Origin of the sequence: Sphingobium sp. TB-6 (genome assembly GCF_012927365.1) — a bacterium.
Taxonomy (GTDB): domain Bacteria; phylum Pseudomonadota; class Alphaproteobacteria; order Sphingomonadales; family Sphingomonadaceae; genus Sphingobium.
In genome coordinates this window covers 22,081-46,078 of record NZ_JABBGL010000025.1, presented here as the reverse complement: position 1 = coordinate 46,078, position 23,998 = coordinate 22,081, and the positions used below count along the sequence as shown (strand labels likewise).

Here is a 23,998-nt window from a genome sequence, read left to right as displayed (position 1 = left end):
CGATGGTTGGGGGTGGTGAGAGCCAAGCCGTCATGCGCATCGGAATGTCCGATGCGGTCCGACATCACGCGCTGTTTCAACATCAGCGCGCCAGAGGGGCCCGGTCCGCGAGGGAGAGAATAAGCGAGAGAGCCCCCGAAATCAAATCCTCCCTATGCAAAGCGTGGGAAGGATTTGGAGAGGTCAGCCCCTGCCGCCCGGCACGACCACCTCGAACAGGTCTTCGATCTTCGGCTCGATCCCCGGCTCGACCGGCATATCGTCTCGCTCGGTCGCCTGTCGCGCCCACATGGCGGCGTAGAGACCATCGGCCCGCACGAGATCGCCATGCCGCCCGCGCTCGACGATCCGGCCCTGCTCCAGCACGATGATTTCATCCGCATCCACAACGGTGGACAGCCGATGCGCGACGATCAAGGTCGTCCGCTTGCGCGATATGCTGCGCAGCACGTCCTGGATTTCCGTTTCTGTTCGGCTGTCGAGCGCGCTGGTCGCCTCGTCCAGCACCAGCACCGGCGGGTCTTTCAACAGCGTCCGCGCAATCGCCACCCGCTGCTTCTCGCCGCCGGATAGTTTCAGCCCGCGCTCGCCCACCCGCGTGGCATAGCCTTGCGGCAGCCCCATGATGAAATCGTGGATCGAAGCCGCCCTGGCCGCCGCCTCGATCTCCGCCTGCGTCGCGCCCTCGCGCCCATAGCCGATATTATAGCCGACCGTGTCGTTGAACAGCACCATGTCCTGCGGCACGATGCCGATGGCGGCGCGCAGGGATTGCTGCGTCACCCCGGCTATATCCTGCCCGTCGATCAGGATGCGCCCGCCCTGAATGTCGTAGAAGCGGAACAGCAGCCGCGCGATGGTCGACTTGCCCGCGCCCGAAGGCCCGACAATGGCGAGGGTCTTGCCCGCCGGTACGGTGAAGCTCACCCCATGCAAAATCTCGCGCTCCGGATCATAGCTGAAATGCACATGGTCGAAGCACACTTCGCCCGCATGGGTTTGCAGCATCGGCGCGCCGTGCGCATCGCTGATCTCCGTTTCGGTATCGATCAGCTTGTACATCGCCTCCATGTCGATCAACCCCTGCCGGATCGTCCGATAGACCATGCCCAGCAGGTCGAGCGGCCGGAAAAGCTGGGCGAGCAGCGTGTTCACCAGCACCACATCGCCGGTCGAGAATTGCCCCCGGCTCCAGCCCCAGACGGTATAGCCCATGGCGCCCGCCATCATCAGATTGGTGATCAGCGACTGGCCGATATTGAGCCAGGCGAGGCTGTTCTCCGACTTGACCGCCGCATCGGCATAGCGCCGCATCGCCTTGCTGTAGCGGGCCGCCTCGCGGTCCTCGGCGCCGAAATATTTGACCGTCTCGAAATTGAGCAGGCTGTCGACGGCATGGGCGACGGCGCTTGTGTCCATGTCCACCATGTCGCGGCGGAGCTGGTTGCGCCATTCGGTGATCGCGCGGGTGAACCAGATATAGAGCGCCACCATCACCAATGTCGCCGCGACCAGTCCGGGACCGAATTTCACGAAGAAGATGACGCAGACCGCCGCCAGTTCCAGCACCGTCGGCGCGATGTTGAACAGCAGGAAATAGAGCATCGTGTCGATGCTCTTCGTGCCGCGCTCGACGATCTTGGTGACGGCGCCGGTGCGCCGGTCGAGATGGAAGCGCAACGACAGCCGGTGCAGATGGACGAACACGTCATCGGCCAGCCGCCGCCCGGCTTCCTGCCCAACGCGTTCGAAAATGGCGTTGCGCAGATTGTCGAACAGCACGCTGCCGAAACGCGCGCCCGCATAGGCGACGACCAGCGCGATGGCGAGGCTTGCGCCGGACTCCATCCCCGGCGCCATGCGGTCGATGGCGCCCTTATAGGCGAAGGGCATGGCCAGGCTGACGATCTTCGCCACCAGCACAAGAGCCATGGCAATTGCGACCCGTCGCCGCAGCGCTGGAGCGTCGGCGGGCCAGAGATAGGGAAAGAAGCGCCGCATCGTCGCCCAGACGGGCGGAAGAGGCGAATTGTCAGGCGTGGATGGCGGCATAGGAGCCTATGTAGGGCTTCCTGCCGCCTCTATCCAGTCACAGAACAATGTGCTCCTGCGAAAGCAGGAGCACATCGCACTTAGTCCCGCAGCAGTTCGTTGATCCCGGTCTTCGACCGCGTCTGCGCATCGACCCGCTTCACGATCACCGCGCAATAGAGGCTCGGCCCCGGCGTACCGTCGGGCAGCGGCTTGCCGGGCAGCGAGCCGGGCACGACCACCGAATAGGGCGGCACTTCACCCAGGAAGACTTCGCCGGTGGTGCGGTCGATGATCTTCGTCGACTGGCTGATATAGACCCCCATCGACAGCACCGAACCCTTGCCGATGCGCACGCCCTCCACGACTTCGGAGCGGGCGCCGATGAAGCAGTCATCCTCGATGATCACCGGATCGGCCTGGAGCGGCTCCAGCACGCCGCCGATGCCGACGCCGCCCGACAGATGAACGTTCTTGCCGATCTGCGCGCAGCTTCCCACCGTCACCCAGGTGTCGACCATCGTGCCTTCATCCACGAAAGCGCCGATGTTGACGAAGCTCGGCATCAGCACGACGTTTTTCGCGATATGCGCACCCGCGCGGGCGAAGCTGCCGGGCACGGCGCGGAACCCGGCGGCGCGGAAGGCCGCTTCGTCCCAGCCGGCGAACTTGCTGGGCACCTTGTCCCACCAATGGCCGGCGCCCGGACCATTGTCGATCATCGCATTGTCGTTGAGTCGGAAGGAGAGCAGCACCGCCTTCTTCAGCCACTGGTTGACCTGCCAGCCCTCCGCGGTCGGTTCGGCCACCCGCGCCTCGCCGCTGTCCAGCATCGCCAGCGCCTTGTCGACCGCCTGGCGCACGGCCCCCTGCGTCGACAGGTTCACATTGGCCCGGTCCTCCCAGGCGGCGTCGATGGTCGCGATCAGTTCGTTGCTCATGGTTGTTCCCCAAAAATATCCGCCAGAAACGGCGTCAGATGGTCGGTTTCGAAATCGATGAAATCGGGATGATGGCCATGGTCGCCCGCTTCCGAGCCGTTATTGACCCAGATGGTGGTCATGCCGATCGCCTTGGCGGGCTTGAGGTTGCGCGCCATATCCTCGAAAAAGGCGGCGCGGGCGGCATCGACCTTGTGCACGCGGCACAGCTCCGCATAGCCTGACGGGTCGGGCTTGGGCACATATTGGCAGGCGTGGATGTCGTGGATCAGTTCGAACGCGCCGGTCAGGCCCAGCTTGTCCAGCACCCGCGTGGCATAGGCGGCGTCGCCATTGGTGAAGATCAGCCGCCGCCCCGGCAGCGCGGCGATATGGGCGTTGAGCGCCTCGTCGACCTCCAGCCGGTCCATCGAAATGTCATGCACATAGTCGAGAAATTCGCGCGGCTCGATGCCGTGATGGTGCATCAGGCCGGAAAGGGTCGTGCCATGCTCCAGGAAATAGCGTTTCTGCGTCTGTTTCGCGATGACCGGATCGCAGCCGAGCAGACCCTGGATGAACTCGCCCATCTTCACGTCGATCAGCGCGAACAGGTCCGCCTTCGCCGGGTAGAGCGTATTGTCCAGATCGAAGATCCAGGTGTCGACATGGGCGAGATCGGCGCGCATGGCCGCGCCCTAGTCCTGTGCGACGGGGAGGGCAAGGATTGCTTGAAGCCGCTCCCCGATGCGGCGAGGATAAGTTTCAGCAACCCGGCGTTTCGCTGTCCTGATAGAAGGTCTGCACCGCCTCCCAGGCATCCTCTGCTGTCTCCACCCAGGTCAGCAGGTTGAGGTCGGACGGCGAGATCACCCCTTCGTCCGCCAGCGCCTCGAAATCCACCACCCGCGACCAGAAATCCTTGCCGAACAGCAGCACCGGGATCGGCTTCATCTTGCCGGTCTGGATCAGGGTCAGCAGTTCGAACATCTCGTCGAACGTGCCGAAGCCGCCCGGAAACACCGCCAGCGCCCGCGCGCGCAATAGGAAATGCATCTTGCGCAGCGCGAAATAGTGGAACTGGAAGCTGAGTTCCGGCGTCACGAAACGGTTGGGTGCCTGCTCATGCGGCAGCACGATATTCATGCCGATGGTGGTCTGGCCGACATCGGCCGCGCCGCGATTGGCCGCTTCCATGATCGAAGGGCCACCGCCCGAGCAAACCACAAAATGGCGGCATCCCGCCTCATTCACCGGATATTGCGCCGCAATCTGCGCCAGCTTGCGCGCTTCATCATAATAGCGCGCCTTCCTGCCCAGATTTTCGGCAATGCGCTTCTGTTCCGGCGTGATGGCGGCATCGATCCGCGCCTGCACCTGATCGGGTTCGGGAATGCGGGCCGAGCCGTAGAAGACGAAAGTCGATTCGATCTTCGCCTCGTCCATCAGCAATTGCGGCTTGAGCAATTCGAGCTGGAACCGCACCGGCCGCAAATCCTCCCGCAACAGGAATTCGGTATCCTGAAAGGCCAAGCGATAGGCGGTGCTGCTGGTTTGCGGTGTTTCCACCCCCTTGCGGGCGTCGGCGGCTTCCTGACGGGCGGGGCGGAATTTGCGTTCTTCGATTTCTTTTCTGGTCATTTCCGTCAAGGTAAGCGGCCAAGGCGACAAAGCCAAGGTGCTTATCGGCAAAAGCCGCCGCTTTCCTGTTCACGCTCAACGGCAAAAGCCGCCGCGGCCGCCCATGTCGAAATGAAAATGATCGTGATGGGCCGCGTTATAATCGGGACTCAGCACCGTGCGGAACCGCTTGCAGGCGCTGGCATGGATGATCTCCAGAAACTGGCGGACGCGCTTGTCGCCGTTCCAGTCATTCTGGATGGTGATATGCCGTCCATCGCTCAGCAGGAAGCCCGACACGTCGACCGCATTGCTGTGCGCATGTTCGGAAAGCTTCCCGCTGCCCGCGATCGGCCGGCAATTATAGGTGCCGAAGGTCTCGATCCGCTCGACCTCCGCCCCCAGGATCAGTCGTGCGGCGGGTTGCACGCCGAAACGCGCCCAGGCCGCGAAATTGGCGGCGAGGCCACAGGTCATTGCCCCCAAATTGGTCGCCGGCACGCCGATGTCGATCAGCTTGACGCTACCCATCGCGTTGCATCCGCCGCCGAAATTCTGGTCGGGCAGCGGCGTGAACAGGATCGATTGCGAGTTCAGCTTCGCCATGCACTGGCGCAACTCCATCGTCGGCGGCGCGGCCGGGCGGGCGGTCCTGACCGGCTTGGACGGGCGCTCGACACGCCCGCGCGGCACCAGGTCGCCGCCACAGCTTGCCAGCGTCAGCGCAACCGTCGCCAGGCCTGCAAAGCCCATGCCGCGAAGGACCGCTTTCCCCCTAACCCGCTCGAACATGGCTCAAGCATTTACCACGTCCGGCTGGCTCAAGGGTTAACGGCCGACTCGGTTCATCGCGTGCAGACATTCAACTTGACTCTTTGGCCGGAGACTTTAGGGCGGCCAGCGGGCCACGCGGTCCCAACGCCGCGCGAGCTCTCTGCAAGGAGAAGCGTACATGACTGATATGATTGCTGCAGACGCCACCATTGCGCCTGCCGCCAAACCCGCAACCAAGCCGGCTCGCCCCTATTTCTCTTCCGGTCCCTGCGCCAAGCCTCCGGGCTGGAGCGCCGACAAGCTGAGCGCTGACTCCCTCGGCCGCTCGCACCGCGCCAAGATCGGCAAGACCCGCCTCGCTTACTGCATCGACCTGATGCGCGAGCTGCTGAACCTGCCCCAAACCCATCGCATCGGCATCGTCCCCGGCTCCGACACCGGCGCCTTTGAAATGGCGATGTGGACCATGCTGGGCGCCCGCCCGGTGACGACGCTGGCCTGGGAAAGCTTTGGCGAGGGCTGGGTGACGGACGCCGCCAAGCAGCTCAAGCTCGATCCGACGATCATCCGCGCCGATTACGGCCAGTTGCCCGATCTGACGCAGGTCGATTTCTCAAACGACGTGCTGTTCACCTGGAACGGCACCACTTCGGGCGTGCGCGTGCCGAACGCCGACTGGATTCCCGCCGACCGCGAGGGACTGGCCTTCGCGGACGCCACCAGCGCGGTGTTCGCCTATGACATCGACTGGGCCAAGATCGACGTCGCCACCTTCTCCTGGCAGAAGGTGCTGGGCGGCGAGGGCGGCCATGGCGTGCTTATCCTCGGTCCCCGCGCGGTCGAGCGTCTGGAAAACTACACCCCCGCCTGGCCGCTGCCGAAGGTCTTCCGCCTTGTCTCGAAGGGCAAGCTGGCCGAGGGCGTGTTCAAGGGCGAGACGATCAACACCCCCTCGATGCTGGCGGTCGAAGATGCGATCTTCGCGCTGGAATGGGGCAAGTCGCTGGGCGGTTCCGCGGGCCTGATCGCGCGCAGCAACGCCAATGCGGCGGCGCTGAACAAGATCGTAGAGGAACGCGATTGGCTCGGCCATCTCGCCGCCGACGAAGCGTCGCGTTCGACCACCAGCGTCTGCCTGACCGTCGAGGGTGCGGACGAGGCCTTCATCAAGACCTTCGCAGGACTCTTGGAGAAGGAAGGCGCCGCTTATGACGTCGCGGGTTATCGCGACGCTCCGGCGGGCCTGCGCATCTGGTGCGGCGCCACGGTCGAGACTGCCGATATCGAGGCGCTCGGTCCGTGGCTCGACTGGGCCTATGCGACGGCCAAGGCTGCTTAACAACTTCACCCCAAATACTACCGTCATTCCCGCGCAGGCGGGAATCCATCTCCCAACCGTCCCGCTTGATGCAACTGATGGGAGATGGACCCCCGCCTTCGCGGGGGTGACGGGTTCATAGGAACGAAGGAGCATTTCCATGCCCAAGGTACTCATCAGCGATAAAATGGACCCCCGCGCCGCCGCGATCTTCCGTGAACGCGGCGTGGAAGTCGACGAAATCACCGGCAAGACGCCCGAAGAGCTGAAGGCGATCATTGGCGACTATGACGGCCTCGCCATCCGCAGCTCGACCAAGGTCACCAAAGACATTCTCGACCACGCGACCAACCTGAAGGTCATCGGCCGCGCCGGCATCGGCGTCGACAATGTCGATATCCCAGCCGCCTCGTCCAAGGGCGTGATCGTCATGAACACCCCGTTCGGCAACTCGATCACCACCGCCGAACATGCCATTGCGCTGATGTTCGCGCTGGCCCGCCAGCTGCCGGAGGCCAACGCCCAGACTCAACAAGGTCTCTGGCCGAAGAACGGCTTCATGGGCGTGGAAGTCACCGGCAAGACGCTGGGCCTGATCGGCGCGGGCAATATCGGCTCGATCGTCGCCAGCCGTGCCCTCGGCCTCAAGATGAAGGTCGTCGCCTTCGACCCCTTCCTGACCCCGGAACGCGCCGTGGAAATGGGCGTGGAAAAGGCCGATCTCGACACGCTGCTGGCGAAGGCCGACTTCATCACGCTGCACACGCCGCTGACCGACCAGACCCGCAACATCCTGAGCAAGGAAAACCTCGCCAAGACCAAGAAGGGCGTGCGCATCGTCAACTGCGCCCGTGGCGGCCTGATCGACGAAGCCGCGCTCAAGGAAGCGATGGATGCGGGCCATGTGGCGGGCGCCGCGCTCGACGTGTTCGTGCAGGAACCGGCGAAGGAATCGCCGCTGTTCGGCACGCCCGGCTTCATCTGCACCCCGCATCTGGGCGCATCGACCGACGAGGCGCAGGTCAATGTCGCGCTTCAGGTGGCCGAGCAGCTGAGCGACTATCTGCTCGACGGCGGCATCACCAATGCGCTGAACGTGCCGAGCCTGTCCGCTGAGGAAGCCCCGAAGCTCAAGCCCTATATGGCGCTGGCGGAAGAACTGGGCAGCCTTGTCGGCCAGCTTGAGGGCGACCGCATCCAGAGCGTCGCGGTCGAGGTCGAGGGCCATGCAGCCGAACTCAACCAGAAGCCGATCACCGCTGCGGTGCTGGCCGGTCTGATGCGCGTCTATTCCGACACGGTGAACATGGTCAACGCGCCCTTCCTGGCAAAGGAGCGCGGCCTTGACGTGCGCGAAGTGCGCCATGACCGCGAGGGTGACTATCAGACCCTCGTTCGCGTCACGGTGAAGACAGAAAGCGGCGACAAATCGGTTGCAGGCACCCTCTTCGGCCATTCGCAGCCGCGCCTGGTCGAGCTGTTCGGCATCAAGGTCGAAGCCGACCTCGCCGGTGACATGCTCTACATCGTCAATCAGGACGCGCCGGGCTTCATCGGCCGCCTGGGTTCTACGCTGGGCGAGGCGAACGTCAATATCGGCACCTTCCACCTCGGCCGCCGCAATCAGGGCGGCGAAGCCGTGTTGCTGCTGTCGGTCGACGGCGCCGTGACCGAAACCGTTCTTGCCGGCATCTGCAAGCTGGCGGGCGTCAAGACGGTGAAGCTGTTGCGCTTCGCCTAATTGGGTCAGGGCTTGAAGATGGTTCGGGCTGGCCTATTGCGTATAATCCGCTAAAGGGCCAGCCCATGACTACGATCCCGCCCGGCCTCCTTCCCGAAGGGCTCTCCGACCGCCTGCCGCCAGAGGCGGAGGCGTCCGCGCGCCTTGTCCGCCGCGTGCTCGATACCGTCGCCGCTCATGGCTATGAACGGGTCATGCCACCGCTCGCGGAGTTTGAGGATACGCTGGTCAGCCGTCTGAAATCGATGCGGGCGGAGGATCTGGTCCGTGCCATCGATCCCGTTTCCCAGCGCAGCCTGGCGCTCCGCCCCGACATGACCGCGCAGGTCGGCCGCATCGCCGCCACCCGTTTGGCGAGTGCCCCGCGCCCGCTGCGCCTGTCCTATGCCGGTCCGGTCATCCGCCTGCGCGCGAATCAGCTCCGCCCCGAACGCGAACGGCTCCAGGTCGGCGCCGAACTGATCGGCAGCGACAGCGTCGCCGCGGCCGTGGAAATCGTCAATGTCGCCATCGAATCGCTGCAGGCGGCCAGCGTCACCGGCATCACCATCGATTTCACCCTGCCCGACCTGATCGACGCCCTCGCTGCTGGCCCGCTGCCTTTGGCGCCGGAAGAGATCGAGGCCGTCCGCGCCGAACTCGACGCCAAGGATGCCGGCGCGCTCGTGGCGATCAGCCCGGCCGCCGCCGCCTATTTCCCGCTGATCGAGGCGACCGGTCCCTTCCACGCCGCGATGGAGCGGCTCGAAACGTTCAACGCCCAACTCGGCGGCGCCATCGACAGTCGTATCGCGGGCCTGCGCGCCATCGCCAAGCCGATCGGCTGGGACGTCACCCTGACGCTCGACCCGACCGAGCGCCATGGCTTCGAATATCAGAACTGGTTCGGCTTCTCGATCTTCGCGGAAGGCTTCACCGGAGAGATCGGCCGGGGCGGCAGCTATGCCATCACCCGCGCCGACGGCTCGGAGGAACCGGCCATGGGCTTCTCGCTCTATCCCGAGCCGCTGATCGACGCGGGCTTCGGCGGGGAGGCTCCCAAGCGCCTGTTCCTGCCGTTGCACCATGATCCCGCTCGCGCCGCCCAATTGCGGGCGGAAGGCTGGCAGACGATCGCGGCGCTCACCCCGCAGGAGAATGGCGAGGCGCTGCGCTGCACCCATTGGCTCGAAGGCGACCGCCCGCGCGCCTACTGACTTGACTTCACCGGGGCAGCGCGGGTAGGCGCGGCCCGCAACAGGGCGACACGCCCATTTGATCCCACCGGCATGCCGAGTCCCGTCGAAGGGCATGGCCGGTCCGCGCGGCGGGCGGAGGACTGTATCCATGGCAAATGTTACCGTGATCGGCGCCCAATGGGGTGACGAAGGCAAGGGCAAGATCGTCGACTGGCTGTCGGAGCGCGCCGACGTCGTCGCCCGTTTCCAGGGTGGCCACAATGCCGGCCACACGCTGGTCGTGGGCGAGAAGGTCTACAAGCTCTCGCTGCTCCCGTCGGGCATCGTGCGCGGCACGCTGTCGGTCATCGGCAATGGCGTGGTGCTGGACCCCTGGCACTTCCGGGATGAGGTCGCCAAGCTCAAGGGCCAGGGGGTCGCCATCACCCCTGAAAACCTCCAGATCGCGGAAACCTGCCCGTTGATCCTGCCCTTCCACCGCGACCTGGACGGGCTGCGCGAGGATGCTTCGGGCGCGGGCAAGATCGGCACCACCCGTCGCGGCATTGGTCCTGCCTATGAGGACAAGGTCGGCCGCCGCGCCATCCGCGTCTGCGACCTGGCGCACCTGGACGATCTCGGCCCGCAGCTCGACCGCCTGACCGCGCACCATGACGCGCTGCGCGCCGGGTTCAACGAAGCGCCGATCGATCGTGACGCGCTGATGGCGGAACTGCGCGACATCGCCAGCTTCATCCTGCCCTTCGTCAAGCCTGTCTGGCTGACGCTCAACAAGGCGAAGGCGGAGGGCAAGCGCATCCTCTTCGAAGGCGCGCAGGGCACGCTGCTCGACATCGACCACGGCACCTATCCCTTCGTCACCTCGTCCAACACGGTTGCGGGCACGGCGGCGAGCGGCACCGGCCTTGGCCCTTCGGGCGCGGGTTTCGTGCTGGGCATCGTCAAGGCCTACACCACGCGCGTCGGCTCCGGTCCCTTCCCGACCGAGCAGGAAAATGACGTCGGCCAGCGGCTGGGCGAACGAGGCCATGAATTCGGCACCGTGACGGGGCGCAAGCGCCGTTGCGGCTGGTTCGACGCCGTGCTGGTACGCCAGTCGGTCGCGGTCTCGGGCGTCACCGGCATCGCCCTTACCAAGCTCGACGTGCTGGACGGCTTCGAGGAACTTAAAATCTGCGTCGGCTACAAGATCGGGGAGCAGAGCTTCGACTATCTCCCCGCCCATGCGCAGGATCAGGCGAAGGCGGAACCGGTCTATGAGACGATCGAAGGCTGGCAGGAAACCACCGCGGGCGCCCGCAGTTGGGCTGAGCTTCCGGCGCAGGCGATCAAATATATCCGCCGCATCGAGGAGTTGATCGGCTGCCCGGTCACGCTCGTCTCCACCAGCCCCGAGCGCGAGGACACCATCCTCGTGCGCGATCCCTTCGCGGATTGATCCGATGGCCGGCGAACGCTTCGAGCGCCACAAGCAACCCTGGACGGCGGATGAGCTGCAAAAGCTCCACACGCTGGCGAAGAAGGGCATGGCGCTCAAGGCGATCGCCAAGGCTCTGACCCGCAGCGAGGAATCGGTGAAGGCCCGCGCCAAGCAGGACGGGCTTTCCATCGCGAAGCTGCGATAGTCGTGCGTGTGCCGGCGAAGCACTCGAACGAGACGAGTGGCTTCGCAGGAATGCATGGAGCGCTTTGAGGCGGAGGCTTTGCCAAGCGCCGCTGGCGATTCCCAAGCGAATCGCTATATGGGCCGCCCATGAGCATTCCTTCCCGCCGTACCTTTGCCATCATTTCCCACCCCGACGCGGGTAAGACCACGCTGACCGAAAAGCTGCTGCTGGAAGGCGGCGCGATTCACCTGGCCGGAGAGGTCAAGGCGCGCGGGGCGAACCGGCGCGCCCGGTCGGACTGGATGAAGATCGAGCAGCAGCGCGGGATTTCCGTGACCTCGTCCGTGATGACCTTCGAACGCGACGGGATCACCTTCAACCTGCTCGACACGCCGGGGCATGAAGATTTTTCCGAAGACACCTATCGTACGCTGACGGCGGTGGATTCGGCGGTGATGGTAATCGACGCGGCCAAGGGCATCGAGCCGCAGACGCGCAAGCTGTTCGAGGTCTGCCGGTTGCGGAACGTGCCGATCATCACCTTCGTCAACAAGGTGGACCGCGAGGGCCGCGATGCCTTTGCGCTGCTGGATGAGGTGGCGGACGCGCTGGCGCTGGACGTATGCCCGATGAGTTGGCCGGTCGGCATGGGCGGCGAGTTTGAGGGGATTTACGACTTCGCGAAGAACCGCCTGCGCCAGCCTTCGGGCGCGAGCAAGGAGTTTGAGGGACGCCAAGCCTTTTTCTCCGGGATCGATGATGACGCATTGGCCGGGCATCTGTCGGGCCAAGGTCTGGCTCGGCTGCGTGAGGAGGCGGAACTGGCCGTCGGGGGCTATGCCGATTTCGATCTGGCGGCCTATCGGCATGGCGATCTGACCCCGGTCTATTTCGGGTCGGCCTTGAAGCTGTTTGGCGTGACCGAGCTGATCGATGCGCTCTCCGCCCATGCGCCGCCGCCGCGTGCCCAGCCCGCCGAACCGGCGCCGGTCGAGCCGGAGGATAGCGAAGTCACCGGCTTCATCTTCAAGGTGCAGGCCAATATGGATCCGCAGCACCGTGACCGGATCGCGTTCATGCGGCTGTGTTCGGGCAAGTTCAAGCGCGGCATGAAGCTGACGCCTTCGGGCAGCGGGAAGCCGATCGCGGTGCATTCGCCGATCCTCTTCTTCGCGCAGGACCGCGAGATTGCGGATGAGGCTTTTCCGGGCGACATTATCGGCATTCCCAACCACGGGACGTTGCGGGTCGGGGATACGCTGAGCGAGAAGGCGGGGGTGCGCTTTACCGGCCTTCCGAACTTCGCGCCGGAAATCCTGCGGCGCGTGGCGCTCAAAGACCCGACCAAGACCAAACAGCTCCGCAAAGCGCTGGACGACCTGTCCGAAGAGGGCGTGATCCAGGTCTTCTATCCCGACATCGGCAGCGCCTGGATCGTCGGCGTGGTCGGGCAGTTGCAGCTCGACGTGCTGATTTCCCGGCTGGAGGCCGAATATAAGGTCGCGGCGGGGCTGGAGGCTTCGCCCTTCGACACGGCGCGGTGGATTTCAGGCGAAGATGCCGCGATCAAGGATTTGGTGTCGTTCAACGGCGCCAATATGGCCAAGGATCGCGACGGCAATCTCGTCTTCATGGCGAAGAGCGCCTGGGACATCGGCTATCAGCAGGAACGGCATCCCAAGGTCAAGTTCAGCGCCACCAAGGAGCGCTGACGCCTTCATCTCCGCAGCAGAAATACCGCATGCTCCGCGAACAAATTGGCGTTCGCGTGGGTGGTTTCCCTGTCGCCCTTGAGGAACCACTGGCCGTCTATGGTCCAGCCGCGATCCTTCACCAATGCGCGGAAATCGTCGACCGTGACATGGTGGATGTTGAGCGTGTCATACCATTTGTCGGGCAGCAACCGCGTCACCGGCATGCGCCCGCCCCAGAACAGCGACAGCCGTCCGCGCCAATGGGCGAAATTGGGGAAGGACACAAAGGCCTGTTTGCCGATCCGCAACAGTTCCTCGACCACCCGGTCCGGGCGGCGGGTGGTCTGGAGCGTCTGGCTGAGGATGGCGTAGTCGAAGCTGGCTTCGGGGTAATAAATCAGGTCGGTGTCGGCATCGCCCTGCACCACGGAAAGACCCCGACCCACGGCGCCGGCGACATTGTGCGGGTCGATTTCGAGGCCTCGGGCATCGACCTGCTTGCTGTCGCGCAGCGCCGCCATCAGCGCGCCGTCGCCACAACCGACATCAAGGACTCTGGCGCCAGGGGAGACGGTGCGCGCAATCAGGGCAAGATCGGGGCGCAGGCTCATGCGCGGCCGCCCTTGAGGAAGCCGTCGACCACGCGGTTGAGTTCGGGACATTCCAGCAGGAAGGCGTCATGGCCGAAGGGGCTGGAGAGTTCGACGAAGCTCGCTTGCGCGCCGCTCGCGTTGAGGGCGTGGACGATCAGGCGGGATTCCGCCGTCGGATAGAGCCAGTCGGTGTCGAAGCTGACGAGGCAGAAGCGCGCTCTGGAGGCGGCGAAGGCCTTGGCGAGGCTGCCGCCATGATCCTCCGCAATGTCATAATAGTCCATGGCGCGGGTGATGAAGAGATAGCTGTTGGCGTCGAAACGCTCGACGAAGCTCAAACCCTGATGGCGCAGATAGCTTTCCACCTGGAAATCGGCGTCGAAGCCGAAGGTCTTGGACCCGTTGGGATTTTCCGGGCGACCCTGTAACCGCCGCCCGAATTTCTCGGTCAGGCCCGCTTCGGAGAGATAGGTGATGTGCGCCGCCATGCGGGCGACAGCCAGGCCCGCGCTGGGAATCTGGCCGTCGGCATAATAGTCGCCGCCGCGCCAGTTCGGGTCGGCCATGATCGCCTGCCGTCCGACTTCGTGGAAAGCGATGTTCTGGGCGCTGTGGCGGGCGGTGGAGGCGATGACGATGCAGCTTTCGACACGCTCGGGGTAGAGGGTCGGCCAGGTTAGCGCCTGCATCCCGCCCATGGAGCCGCCGATGACGGCATGCAGGCGGTCGACGCCCAGATGGTCGAGCAGCATCGCCTGTGCGCGGACCATGTCGGCTATGGTGATGACCGGGAAGCGCATCGCATGGGGTCCGCCGGTCGCGGGATCGAGGCTGGCGGGACCGCTGGAGCCCATGCAACTGCCGATCACATTGGCACAGACCATGAAATGGCGGGCGGGATCGACGGGCTTTCCCTCGCCCACCAGTCGCCACCACCAGCCGGGTTTGCCGGTGACGGGGTGCTCCGACGCGACATATTGGTCGCCGGTCAGCGCATGGCAGATGAGGATGGCGTTGGAGCGGTCCGCATTCATCCGCCCATAGGTTTCATAGGCGATGTCGACCGGACCAAGAAAAGCACCGCTGTCGAGTTGCAGCGGGCCGGTCAGGCGCACCTGACGGCGCAGGCCGAAACGGATGTCATCGGAAAAGGACGCACTGGCCATTATCCGTCCGGGCTAGGCCCGGGGCTGGACTCTGTCAATCGACTGTCCTTTGACCTACATCCGGGCCATGAACGAGAATCCTCTCATCCCGATCGTCGCCTATGGCCCCCTCTATCCCTATCTGGACGACGCGCTGGCGCAGCGCTTTGCCGTTCATGCCGTGGCGGCGGATACCGATCCGGATGCGCTGCCGCCGCAAGTGCGCGAGGCGAGGGCGCTGGTATCCTTCGGGGCGGTGGGGGCATCTGCCGCAATCATGGATGCCCTGCCGAAGCTGGAGATGATCGGGCTGTTTTCCGTGGGCTATGACAAGGTCGATGTCGATCATGCGCGGTCCAGGGGCATCCGCGTCACCAACACGCCGGACGTGCTGACCGATGACGTTGCCGATCTGGCGGTGGGCCTGCTCTATGCGACGGTGCGCAATATTGCGGCCAATGACCGACAGGTGCGCGCGGGGGACTGGGCCCGGGGGGCGAAACCGGCGCTGAGTGGCCGCGTGACGGGCAAGCGGATCGGCATATTGGGACTGGGCCGGATCGGGCGCGCCATTGCCCGGCGGCTGGAACCGGTGGCGGGCGAGATCCTCTATCATAACCGGCGGCCCGCAGCGGACGGCGCCTATCGCTACATCGCCGATCCGCTCGATTTTGCGCGCCAGAGCGATGTCGTCATCGTGGCAACATCGGGCGGACCGGAAGCGCGCAGGCTGGTCGATGCGGCGATGCTGGATGCGCTAGGACCGGATGGCGTCATCATCAACATCAGCCGGGGCAGCGTGATCGATGAAGAGGCGCTGGTGGCGGCGCTGGCGGAAAGACGGATCGGGGGCGCGGGCCTGGACGTGTTCGCAAATGAGCCGCATGTGCCCGAAGCCCTATTCGCCATGGATCATGTGGTGCTGCAACCCCATCAGGGCAGCGCGACGGTCGAGACGCGCAAGGCGATGGCCGATCTGGTGCTCGCCAATCTCGACGCCTGGGCAGCGGGTGAGCCTTTGCTGACGCCTGTCGTGTGAGCCTTTGCCTTTGGCCAAGAAGCCGCTAAAGCGCGGCGCATGACTAAACCTGCCCCCAAAGACTGGATCCTCGGCATTTCGCCCTATGTGCCGGGCAAGTCGGCCGCCGATGACGGCCGCCAACTGGTGAAGCTGTCCGCCAATGAAAATCCGCTGGGCACCGGGGAGGCGGCGCGAGCCGCTCTGGTGGCGGCGACGGCGGACCTGGCCACCTATCCCGATCCCGGCGCGGCCAAGCTGCGCGAGGCGATCGCGGCGGCGCATGGGCTGGACCCGGCGCGGGTGATCTATGGCACCGGGTCAGACGAGCTGCTGCACATCGCGGCGAGCGCCTATGCCGGACCGGGGGATGAGGTTCTCTACGTCCGCTACGGCTTTTCGGTCTATGACATCGCCGCGCGCCGGGTGGGTGCCACGCCGGTGATCGCGCCGGATGCCGACTATGCGACCGATGTGGACGCACTGCTGGCGGCAGTGACGGAGAAGACCAAGCTGGTCTTCCTCGCCAACCCCAATAATCCGACCGGCACCATGACGTCGCGGGAGGAAATCGCCCGGCTGCATGCGGGGCTGCGGCCGGACATATTGTTCGTGCTGGATCAGGCCTATGCCGAATATCTGGACGCCGACGAGGATGATGGCGGGCTGGAGCTGGCGAAGAATGCGGCCAATGTGTTCGTGACGCGGACCTTTTCCAAGATTTACGGGCTCGCGGCGGAGCGGATCGGCTGGGGCTATGCCAGTGCCGAGGTGATCGACGTGCTGCATCGCATCCGTGCGCCGTTCAATGTGACCACCGCAGGGCAGGCTGCGGCGATTGCGGCGGTGAAGGATTCTGCCTGGGTCGAGGCGAGCCGGGGGCATAACCGTGAGTGGCGCGAATGGCTGGCGGCGGAGGTGGCTTCGCTGTCCAATCACGGGCTGCGCGCTGTGCCGAGCAAGGCGAACTTCCTTCTCATCCTGTTCGACGGCAAGCTGACCGCCGAAGCCGCGATGAAGGGGCTGTGGGACGAAGGTTTCGCGACCCGCTGGCTGCCGGGGCAGGGCTTGCCCAACGGCCTGCGTATCACCATCGGCACCGAGGAACAGGTGCGTAAGGTCGCGGCCAAGCTGCGCGCCATGGCGGAAACGGCCTGATGCTGCCCTTCGCCCGCGTCACCATCATCGGGTTGGGCCTGATCGGTTCCTCGCTGGCGCGGGCGATCCGCGAGACGATGCCGACCGTGCGGGTGACCGGCTATGATGCCGACGCGCAGGTGCGGGAGATCGCGCGGGCCATCGACCTGTGCGACGATGTGACCGATACGGCGGGCGCTTCGGTGACGGATGCCGATCTGGTCGTGCTGTGCGTGCCGGTGCGGGCGATGGCCGCGGCGGCGGCGGAGATTGCCGCCGATCTGCCGGCCGAGGCGATCGTCAGCGATGTGGGATCGTGCAAGGGCGACGTGCTGGCGCAATTGAGCGCCGCGCTGCCAGGGCAGACCATCATTCCGGCGCATCCTGTCGCGGGGACGGAGAATAGCGGGCCGGAGGCGGGCTTCGCCTCGCTGTTCCAAGGACGCTGGTGCATCGTGACGCCGCCCGCCGACGCCGATCCGGCGGCGGTCGAGCGCGTGGCCGAGCTGTGGCGGCGCGTGGGCGCCGATGTCGAGATGATGGATCCGGCGCATCATGATCTGGTGCTGGCGGTGACGAGCCATTTGCCGCACCTCATCGCCTATACCATCGTCGGCACAGCGAGCGATCTGGAGGATGTGACCCAGTCGGAGGTGATCAAATATTCCGCCGGTGGCTTCCGCGACTTCACTCGCATCGCGGCGTCCGATCCCACCATGTGGCGCGACGTGTTCCTGGCGAACAAGGATGCGGTGCTGGAGATGCTCCAGCGCTTTTCCGAGGATCTGTCGGCGTTGCAGCGGGCGATCCGCTGGAATGACGGGGATGCGCTGTTCAACCTGTTCACCCGAACGCGGGCGATCCGGCGGTCGATCATCGAACAGGGGCAGGACGATCCCAAGCCCGATTTCGGGCGTTCACACTGAGGCGTTCAACGCATTGATCGCCGCATGGACGCGGGCTTCGGCTTCACGGCGATCCAGGCCGGGCGGAACGATCTCACCGACCTTGTAGGTGATGGTGCCCGGGCGCTTCATGAACTTGCCGCGAGGGGAGACGCGGCCGCTGTCGACCGCGATCGGCACCACCGGCAGGCCCAGCAGCGCATAAAGGCCCGCGAACCCAGCGCGCAAAGGTGGGCTTTCGCCATGGGGGACGCGGGTGCCTTCGGGAAAGAGGCAGACGGCGCGGCCTTGCGCCGTCGTGGCCCTGGCGGCGGTGCGCAGGGCGCGCAGGGCGCTGGCTCCGGCGGTGCGTTCGATCGGGATCAGACCGTAGCGGCGGGCGATGCCGCCCCAGAGCGGGATATCGAACAATTCGCGCTTGGCGGCGATCGCCGGACGATCCAGCAGACAGAGCAGGTCGATCGTCTCGAACATCGATTCATGCTTGAGGATATAGAGATAGGGGCCGTTTTCCAGCGTTCCTTCCACTCGCACCTTCTGCCCGAGCAGCCAGCGCGCGCAGCGTCGATGGAAGCGGCTCCAGTGGGTGGCGACCGCCGGGATCGATCGGGGCGCGACCAGATTGCTCGCCATCGCCGCCAGCACGAACAGCAGCGAGCCGACATAGAAAACCAGCATGAAGGCCAGGGATCGCAGCGCGGTGAACATCGCAAAAACCGTCAGATACCAATCAACGCCGCAGCCCGGCGCAGCAGATATTTATTATATTCCCGCGCCAGCATGGTGAGGCTGGGGCGACTGGGCACGGCGTCGTAGACCAGCGTGACCCGGCCCGGCAAGGCCTGACGCAGTTCGAGAGCGGAGCGGCGCATATGCCAGTCGGTGGTGATGAGGCGCACCGTCTTGAAGTCGCGCCGTTCCAGCCAATGCGCGGTTTCGATGGCGTTGGAGCGGGTGTCGATGGCTTCGCGCCCCAGGGTGATGCAGCAGGTGAAAAGCCGTTCGGGCGCCTTATATTGCGCGGCCAGCTCGACCGGGCGAACCGATCGGTCGACGCCGGAGATCAGCATCCGCTTGGCCGCGCCGTCCTGAAGCAGGGAAAGGCCGCGATCGATGCGCCCCGCCCCGCCCGTCAGCACGACGATGGCGTCTGTCTGTCGCCCGTCCAGCGGTTGCGGCAGGAAAATCGCGAACCAGGCGAAGCCCAGCATCCATCCCAGCAGCATGACGGCGATGAAGCGGACGATCATAGCAGCCGCCCCAGCGATCGCAGCACCGTCCAGCGCGCGGCGATCGTCGCCAGCAGCACGCAGCCGATCGGAATGGCGGCAAGGAGCGCCCAGCTTGTCCATGGCAGATGGATGGCGCTCAACAATTCGGAGCCGGTCGCCAGCAGCCGCACGCCCAGCAACACGATCACCAGCAACGCGACGGTAAAGCCGAGCGCGCCGCCGAACAGCGCATCCAGGCCGATCCGGCGCTGGAACAGCCGGGCGATCTGCACATCGGTCGCGCCCATCAGGTGCAGCACGTCGATGGTACCGCGATGGCTGTCATGCGCGGCGCGGGCGGCCAGCACCACCACCGACCCGGTCGCCAGCGTCATCAGCAGCACGATTCCCGCCGCCAGCCAGCCGAGGGCCGAAAGCAGGCCGGCCAAAGGCGCCAGAAAGGCGGCATGGGGCTCGATGCGGATTTTTGGCGAGACGGCGCTGAGCTGGCGGCGGAGGCGGTCGACCTTCGCGTCCGTCTGGCCGGGCGTCAGTTCGATGTCGATCAGCGCCGGGATCGGCAGGTCGCCGCTCGCCGCATCCTGCCCCAGCCAGGGGCGGATTTGATCGGCAAGGGTTGAGGCCGCGACCGGATGGACGGCGCGGACTATGCTGACTTTGCGCAGTATGTCAGCCACGCTGGCGCTCAGACGGTCGCGCTGCTGCGCATTGGCCTCGACGATCTGCACCGTGGCGCGTCCGGCAAGGTCCGCGCCCATGGCCTTCACCGCCGCGCCCAGGCCCAGCCCGGCGGCGGCCGACAGCACGGTCAGGAACATCATGATCGCGATGATCCACGGCATCGGTCCTGCCACCCTGCCCTCCGGCAGCAGCCGGTGGCGCGCGGCGGCGGCGGCGCGACGGTCGCCCATGCCGTGGGGGGAGGCCATCAGCCGTTCACCTGCGGCCGGGGCGGGTAGCGCAGCGATCCAGTGGGGTCCGACAGGCGGCCCTTGTCCAGCTTCATCATCTGCGCGCTCCCCACCTGCGCGATCAATGGCAGATCGTGGGTGGCGACGACGATGGTGGTGCCGAGGCGATTGAGCGCCTCGAACAAGGTCAGCAGGCGACGGGCCATATCGGCGTCGACGTTGCCGGTCGGTTCGTCCGCGACCAATATTTCCGGGCGGCCGATCACTGCGCGAGCGATGGCGACACGCTGCTGTTCCCCGCCCGACAGGGTAGCGGGGCGCGCCTGACCGCGATCGCCAAGGCCGACCCAGTTCAGCATTTCGCTGACCGGGGCGTCGATCTCGCCCTCCGCCAGGCCCGCGACGCGCAGCGGCAGGGCGATATTGTCATAAACCGACAGATGCGGAACCAGCCGGAAATCCTGGAACACCACGCCGATACGGCGGCGGAATCCGGGCAGGCGCTTGCGGGGCAGCGTCACCACATCCTCCCCGAACAAGCGGATGACGCCGCGACTGGGCCGCTGGGCAAGGTAGAGGAGCTTCAACAGCGAGGTCTTGCCCGCGCCCGACGCGCCGGTCAGGAAATAGAAGCCGCCACTGGCGAGCGAAAAACTGACGTCGGACAGCGTCTCGCTATCCAGACCATAGCGCAGGCCGACATTTTCGAACTGGACGATGGCCGACATGCGTCAATTTCAGCGCCTGCGCGCTCCCTGCTTCCCCGAGCGCTTAGCCATGGCACAGCGGACGGGCGGCCGTAAAGTCTTGTCGGCCTGACTCCGCGAGTCGCGCCCGGATCGGTTGCCATGTTTGAAGCCGCTTGCCCTCGAATCCAACTCATGCCTATGAAGCGTCATGATCCTGGTGTGTCCCAACTGCGCCACGCGCTATATCGTGCCGGACAGCGCCGTCGGCCCGAACGGCCGCCAGGTTCGCTGCGCCGCCTGCAAACATAGCTGGTTCCAGGAAGGGGCTGCGCTCGCGCCCCGCGAGGAAGCGCTGATGACGGCCGGCGCGCCCGAAGTGGCCGCGCCACCGCCACCACCGCCTGCTCCTCCCCCTCCTCCACCCGTTGAGGAGGCTGTCGCCCCGCCGGTCGAACCGGAGGAAGTGGAACCGGTTTCCGCCCCGGCCGAGACACCCGTCAGCGCCAAGGCTGACTATCGGTTCGACGATATTTACGGGCGCGCCGAAGCGGATGCGCGGAACGATTGGGGGGAAGCCGAACCAGCGCCGGTAAAACCGCGTCGCAACCGGCTGAAAATCTGGACCTATGCCGCGTTGCTCTTCTGCCTCGCGGTGGGGGCCGCTGGCGGAGCGCTCTGGTATTTCGGCACGCCGAGCTGGGCGATCAATTTGGGGTTGGTGCCCGAAGAGGGCGATCCTGACCTGCTTTTCTATCTCTCAAAACCCGCCGAGCGGCGTAAATTGCCCACCGGGGAGGAATATTTCGCCTTTGGCGCGCGGATCGTGAACAGTGGGAAGCAGACGCTGCCGGTGCCCCCGGTGCTGGTGCAATTGCGCGACCGGCAGAACCGGCTGGTGTTCAGTTGGACGACCAAGGCCGACCGGACGAACCTGAAGCCGGGCGAGGAAGCGTCGATCAATGAAAGCCGGATCGACATTCCAAAAAATGCCGAGAATCTGTCGCTGACCTTCGTGCAGTGATGACGGTCTGAAAATCAGGGATAGCTGATCGTTTTCGGCCGCCCCTGGGGAATCGGGATGAATTCCTGATCGTCGCCGGGAATCAGGGGAAAGCGCATGGCTTCCCAATCGTCGCGGGCCTGCATCAGCCGTTCCTGGGTCGAGGACACGAAATTCCACCAGACATGGCGCGGCGTCAGGAATGCCTCGCCGCCGCAAAGCATGACACGGCCGCCGTCGACGCTCATCAAAGTCGCGCGGATGCCGGGGCGCAGGACGTAGAGCGTCTGGGGCTGGAGCATCACGCCGTCCAGCGCCGCGTCGCCGCCGGAGACATAGATCGCCCGTTCCTCCGCATCCGCGTCGATGGGGACCGAGCCGCCGGGAGAAAGCTGAATGTCGGCATAGATGGTGTTCGCATAGGTGGTGACGGGCGACGTCTGGCCCCAGAGGCTGCCCATGATCACGCGCGCCCTCGCATGGCCGCCATCGATAATGGGCAGGCCGCCTTCGCTGACATGTTCGAAGGCGGGGTCCATTTCCTCATGGCGGTCGGGCAACGCGAGCCAGGTCTGGATGGCGGAGAGTTTGGAGAGCTTGGCGCGGTCCTCGTCCGGCGAGCGCTCGCTATGGACGATGCCCTTGCCCGCCGTCATCAGGTTCACCGCGCCCGGCTCGATCAACTGCTCCGTGCCCAGGGAGTCGCGATGGAGGAAGCTGCCCTCATACATATAGGTGACGGTGGCGAGGTTGATATGCGGGTGCGGGCGCACGTCCACCCCCTGCCCCGGCGCGATGCGGGCGGGCCCGGCCTGATCGAAGAAGATGAACGGGCCGACCATGGTGCGCCCCTTGGCGGGCAAGGAGCGATGGACCCGAAAGTCGCCCAGATCATGGGTGGTGGGGGTGATGGTCTGGATGATCGGGTCGGTCAGGGTCATGCTGCGTCCAGTTCAGGGTAGTGGCGGAAGACGTCTTCATTGGTGAACGGCAGGTGCCGGTCGCTGCCCAGATAGTCCTGCAATTCGGGGAGCGCCGCAACCCGCTCTTGCAGTTCGGCAAGACGCGGGAAGGAGGGCATCAGCGTCGCCATGCGCAGCGGGAAAGCATAGCGCAGCCCGGCGATCAGCCGCACGAATTCGCCCCGGCCGGGGATGGTGGACCAATACCGGAAATCATAGTCCGTGCGCCGCGCCTCCTTGGACGGCGGCACAACGCCTGAGACGGCTCAAAGTGTCATTCGCCGGGAGCGCGGGCCTTGATCGCGAGGGCATGGACCTTGTCGCGTAACAGGTCGGCCAGCGCGGCGTTGACCAGGCGCTGCCGGGCGACCCGATTCTGGCCGGTGAAGCGGTCGGAGACGATCTCCACGGTGAAGTGGCTTTCGCCCGATCCGTCATGGCCGGCATGGCCGCGATGCTTTTCGCTGTCGTCGATCACGGCGAGCTGTTCGGGGCTGAGGGCGGCCTGCAGGCGGGCTTCGATTTCGGTGGCGACTGGGCCTTTTAGAATCTCGGTCATCGCCCCTATATAGGCTCTTTGCCCGTAGTTGCATCAGGACAATCTTGGCTAGCGATCCCTTCTCGAACCGGCGTTTCAACCGTTTCCATGGCCGCGTGGAAAGCGACCGCCCCTGCGCGGTTCCCGGCTGTCGCGAGCCGGGCGAATTCCGTGCGCCGCCGCTGGAGGGAAGCGGGTCGAGCCATGCCAGTGCCCATCATGAAGGCCCGCGCTGGCGCTGGCTGTGCCTGGAGCATGTGCGGGAATTCAACCAGGGCTATAATTTCTTCACCGGCATGAGCCCGGAGGAAATCAACGCGGCTCAACGCCCCTATGCGGGGTGGGAGCGGGAGACTCGGGCCTTTTCCACCAACGCCGCCAGCCCCCCGCCCAAATGGTCGGATTTTCAGGACCCGCTGGATGCCATCGGCGCCAAGTTCAAGGAGCGCGTGGCGAAGGCGCGGGCCAACAACAAGATGCGGCAAGACGGGAAATTCCTGTCGAAGGAAGACCGCCGGGCGCTGGACGTCATGGGGCTGACGATCGATGCGGACCGCAGAGCCTTGCGGCAGCGCTATACGGAATTGCTGCGGCGCTTTCACCCCGACCATAATGGCGGGGATCGAAGCCATGAGGCGTTGCTGCAGGGGGTGATCGAGGCCTATCAGCTTTTGCGCAAGGCTGAGGCTTTCGCATGATCGGTCAGAGCAGGAGCCAGCCGATGCCGGTGCCCATTTGCACAGCGACGATGAGCAGCAACAGGGTTGAAAAGGGCTGCTTTCGCGTCTTGTGACGGAAGATGTGGCGCGCAAGCAGGGCACCGGGCGAGCCGCCGATCAGCGCCAGGCCGAGCAGGTCTTTTTCCGGAATGCGGCGGCGGCCCACGACCGCGGCAGCCTTGTCCTGCCAGAAGCGCAGCATCGTCCAACCATTCAGCAGCAAGATAAGAAGAGAGAGGATCGCCATTTCCATGATGCTGCGGTAG

The 23,998-nt window shown here is 65.2% G+C and carries 26 protein-coding genes; 11 read left to right on the top strand and 15 right to left on the bottom strand.

Going from position 1 to position 23,998, the window contains the following annotated elements; genetic code table 11:
- Nucleotides 1-183: 183 nt before the first annotated feature.
- From HHL26_RS21750 to HHL26_RS21730, 5 genes are all read right to left on the bottom strand, one after another.
- Nucleotides 184-2,052: an ABC transporter ATP-binding protein/permease gene (locus HHL26_RS21750; RefSeq protein ID WP_066552995.1), complete on the bottom strand. Its 1,869-nt coding sequence runs from the start codon at nucleotides 2,050-2,052 to the stop codon at nucleotides 184-186.
- Nucleotides 2,053-2,132: 80 nt separating this feature from the next.
- Nucleotides 2,133-2,972, bottom strand: coding sequence for a 2,3,4,5-tetrahydropyridine-2,6-dicarboxylate N-succinyltransferase (dapD, locus tag HHL26_RS21745; protein WP_066552991.1), 840 nt, complete (start codon nucleotides 2,970-2,972; stop codon nucleotides 2,133-2,135).
- Nucleotides 2,969-3,640, bottom strand: coding sequence for a pyrimidine 5'-nucleotidase (locus tag HHL26_RS21740; protein ID WP_066552989.1), 672 nt, complete (start codon nucleotides 3,638-3,640; stop codon nucleotides 2,969-2,971). The genes dapD and HHL26_RS21740 overlap by 4 nt, the downstream gene beginning before the upstream one ends.
- A 76-nt stretch (nucleotides 3,641-3,716) precedes the next feature.
- Entirely contained in the window at nucleotides 3,717-4,592 is an 876-nt protein-coding gene (locus HHL26_RS21735) for an LOG family protein (protein ID WP_066552987.1), read from the bottom strand.
- A gap of 75 nt (nucleotides 4,593-4,667) precedes the next feature.
- On the bottom strand, nucleotides 4,668-5,363 hold the full coding sequence (locus HHL26_RS21730; protein WP_066552985.1) for an extensin family protein: 696 nt from the start codon (nucleotides 5,361-5,363) through the stop codon (nucleotides 4,668-4,670).
- Between the two features lie 160 nt (nucleotides 5,364-5,523).
- Here HHL26_RS21730 and HHL26_RS21725 point away from each other — a divergent pair, with 160 nt between their 5' ends.
- The 6 genes from HHL26_RS21725 to HHL26_RS21700 all read left to right on the top strand — a co-directional run bounded on the left by HHL26_RS21725 (nucleotide 5,524) and on the right by HHL26_RS21700 (nucleotide 12,901).
- Entirely contained in the window at nucleotides 5,524-6,684 is a 1,161-nt protein-coding gene (locus tag HHL26_RS21725; RefSeq protein ID WP_066552983.1) for a phosphoserine transaminase, read from the top strand.
- Between the two features lie 139 nt (nucleotides 6,685-6,823).
- The gene (gene serA / locus HHL26_RS21720; protein WP_066552981.1) at nucleotides 6,824-8,404 is read left to right on the top strand and encodes a phosphoglycerate dehydrogenase; all 1,581 of its coding nucleotides are present in this window, start codon (nucleotides 6,824-6,826) and stop codon (nucleotides 8,402-8,404) included.
- 65 nt (nucleotides 8,405-8,469) lie between these two features.
- Nucleotides 8,470-9,600: an ATP phosphoribosyltransferase regulatory subunit gene (locus tag HHL26_RS21715; RefSeq protein WP_066552979.1), complete on the top strand. Its 1,131-nt coding sequence runs from the start codon at nucleotides 8,470-8,472 to the stop codon at nucleotides 9,598-9,600.
- Between the two features lie 130 nt (nucleotides 9,601-9,730).
- A complete protein-coding gene (locus tag HHL26_RS21710; RefSeq protein ID WP_066552976.1) occupies nucleotides 9,731-11,020 on the top strand; it encodes an adenylosuccinate synthase in 1,290 nt (429 codons plus the stop codon).
- Nucleotides 11,021-11,024: 4 nt separating this feature from the next.
- Nucleotides 11,025-11,207, top strand: a complete 183-nt coding sequence (locus HHL26_RS21705; RefSeq protein ID WP_066526237.1) for a hypothetical protein — start codon at nucleotides 11,025-11,027, stop codon at nucleotides 11,205-11,207.
- A 128-nt stretch (nucleotides 11,208-11,335) separates the two neighbouring features.
- Complete coding sequence (locus tag HHL26_RS21700; RefSeq protein ID WP_066552973.1) at nucleotides 11,336-12,901, top strand: peptide chain release factor 3; 1,566 nt, start codon at nucleotides 11,336-11,338, stop codon at nucleotides 12,899-12,901.
- Between the two features lie 5 nt (nucleotides 12,902-12,906).
- On the opposite strand, the gene metW is transcribed toward HHL26_RS21700, so the two are convergent.
- Nucleotides 12,907-13,494: a methionine biosynthesis protein MetW gene (metW, locus tag HHL26_RS21695; protein WP_066552971.1), complete on the bottom strand. Its 588-nt coding sequence runs from the start codon at nucleotides 13,492-13,494 to the stop codon at nucleotides 12,907-12,909.
- On the bottom strand, nucleotides 13,491-14,642 hold the full coding sequence (locus HHL26_RS21690) for a homoserine O-acetyltransferase (RefSeq protein WP_066552970.1): 1,152 nt from the start codon (nucleotides 14,640-14,642) through the stop codon (nucleotides 13,491-13,493). Before HHL26_RS21690 ends, metW begins: the two co-directional genes overlap by 4 nt.
- A gap of 67 nt (nucleotides 14,643-14,709) precedes the next feature.
- On the opposite strand from HHL26_RS21690, the gene HHL26_RS21685 reads away from it, so the two are divergent.
- The 3 genes from HHL26_RS21685 to HHL26_RS21675 are packed head-to-tail and all read left to right on the top strand — an operon-like array spanning nucleotide 14,710 to nucleotide 17,702.
- On the top strand, nucleotides 14,710-15,660 hold the full coding sequence (locus tag HHL26_RS21685) for a 2-hydroxyacid dehydrogenase (RefSeq protein WP_066552968.1): 951 nt from the start codon (nucleotides 14,710-14,712) through the stop codon (nucleotides 15,658-15,660).
- A 39-nt stretch (nucleotides 15,661-15,699) separates the two neighbouring features.
- Complete coding sequence (hisC, locus tag HHL26_RS21680) at nucleotides 15,700-16,797, top strand: histidinol-phosphate transaminase (RefSeq protein WP_066552966.1); 1,098 nt, start codon at nucleotides 15,700-15,702, stop codon at nucleotides 16,795-16,797.
- On the top strand, nucleotides 16,797-17,702 hold the full coding sequence (locus HHL26_RS21675) for a prephenate/arogenate dehydrogenase family protein (RefSeq protein WP_066552964.1): 906 nt from the start codon (nucleotides 16,797-16,799) through the stop codon (nucleotides 17,700-17,702). The genes hisC and HHL26_RS21675 overlap by 1 nt, the downstream gene beginning before the upstream one ends.
- Here the strand turns inward: HHL26_RS21675 and HHL26_RS21670 are convergent.
- The 4 genes from HHL26_RS21670 to ftsE are packed head-to-tail and all read right to left on the bottom strand — an operon-like array spanning nucleotide 17,694 to nucleotide 20,552.
- A complete protein-coding gene (locus HHL26_RS21670; protein ID WP_066552962.1) occupies nucleotides 17,694-18,389 on the bottom strand; it encodes a lysophospholipid acyltransferase family protein in 696 nt (231 codons plus the stop codon). The genes HHL26_RS21675 and HHL26_RS21670 overlap by 9 nt on opposite strands.
- A gap of 11 nt (nucleotides 18,390-18,400) precedes the next feature.
- The gene (locus HHL26_RS21665; protein WP_066552959.1) at nucleotides 18,401-18,931 is read right to left on the bottom strand and encodes a YdcF family protein; all 531 of its coding nucleotides are present in this window, start codon (nucleotides 18,929-18,931) and stop codon (nucleotides 18,401-18,403) included.
- Nucleotides 18,928-19,842, bottom strand: coding sequence for an FtsX-like permease family protein (locus HHL26_RS21660; protein ID WP_066552956.1), 915 nt, complete (start codon nucleotides 19,840-19,842; stop codon nucleotides 18,928-18,930). The genes HHL26_RS21665 and HHL26_RS21660 overlap by 4 nt, the downstream gene beginning before the upstream one ends.
- A complete protein-coding gene (gene ftsE / locus HHL26_RS21655) occupies nucleotides 19,842-20,552 on the bottom strand; it encodes a cell division ATP-binding protein FtsE (protein ID WP_066552953.1) in 711 nt (236 codons plus the stop codon). The genes HHL26_RS21660 and ftsE overlap by 1 nt, the downstream gene beginning before the upstream one ends.
- 169 nt (nucleotides 20,553-20,721) lie before the next feature.
- Between ftsE and HHL26_RS21650 the strand changes: the two genes are divergently transcribed.
- Entirely contained in the window at nucleotides 20,722-21,534 is an 813-nt protein-coding gene (locus HHL26_RS21650) for an MJ0042-type zinc finger domain-containing protein (protein WP_066552952.1), read from the top strand.
- Between the two features lie 14 nt (nucleotides 21,535-21,548).
- On the opposite strand, the gene HHL26_RS21645 is transcribed toward HHL26_RS21650, so the two are convergent.
- The 3 genes from HHL26_RS21645 to HHL26_RS21635 are packed head-to-tail and all read right to left on the bottom strand — an operon-like array spanning nucleotide 21,549 to nucleotide 23,034.
- The gene (locus tag HHL26_RS21645; protein ID WP_066552950.1) at nucleotides 21,549-22,454 is read right to left on the bottom strand and encodes a pirin family protein; all 906 of its coding nucleotides are present in this window, start codon (nucleotides 22,452-22,454) and stop codon (nucleotides 21,549-21,551) included.
- Entirely contained in the window at nucleotides 22,451-22,726 is a 276-nt protein-coding gene (locus HHL26_RS21640; protein WP_066552948.1) for a glutathione S-transferase family protein, read from the bottom strand. The genes HHL26_RS21645 and HHL26_RS21640 overlap by 4 nt, the downstream gene beginning before the upstream one ends.
- Before the next feature lie 23 nt (nucleotides 22,727-22,749).
- Nucleotides 22,750-23,034: a BolA family protein gene (locus tag HHL26_RS21635; RefSeq protein WP_066552946.1), complete on the bottom strand. Its 285-nt coding sequence runs from the start codon at nucleotides 23,032-23,034 to the stop codon at nucleotides 22,750-22,752.
- Between the two features lie 44 nt (nucleotides 23,035-23,078).
- On the opposite strand from HHL26_RS21635, the gene HHL26_RS21630 reads away from it, so the two are divergent.
- Entirely contained in the window at nucleotides 23,079-23,711 is a 633-nt protein-coding gene (locus HHL26_RS21630) for a J domain-containing protein (protein ID WP_066552943.1), read from the top strand.
- A gap of 4 nt (nucleotides 23,712-23,715) precedes the next feature.
- Here the strand turns inward: HHL26_RS21630 and HHL26_RS21625 are convergent, their stop codons facing one another.
- Complete coding sequence (locus HHL26_RS21625; RefSeq protein WP_066552940.1) at nucleotides 23,716-23,985, bottom strand: DUF1294 domain-containing protein; 270 nt, start codon at nucleotides 23,983-23,985, stop codon at nucleotides 23,716-23,718.
- Nucleotides 23,986-23,998 lie beyond the last annotated feature (13 nt).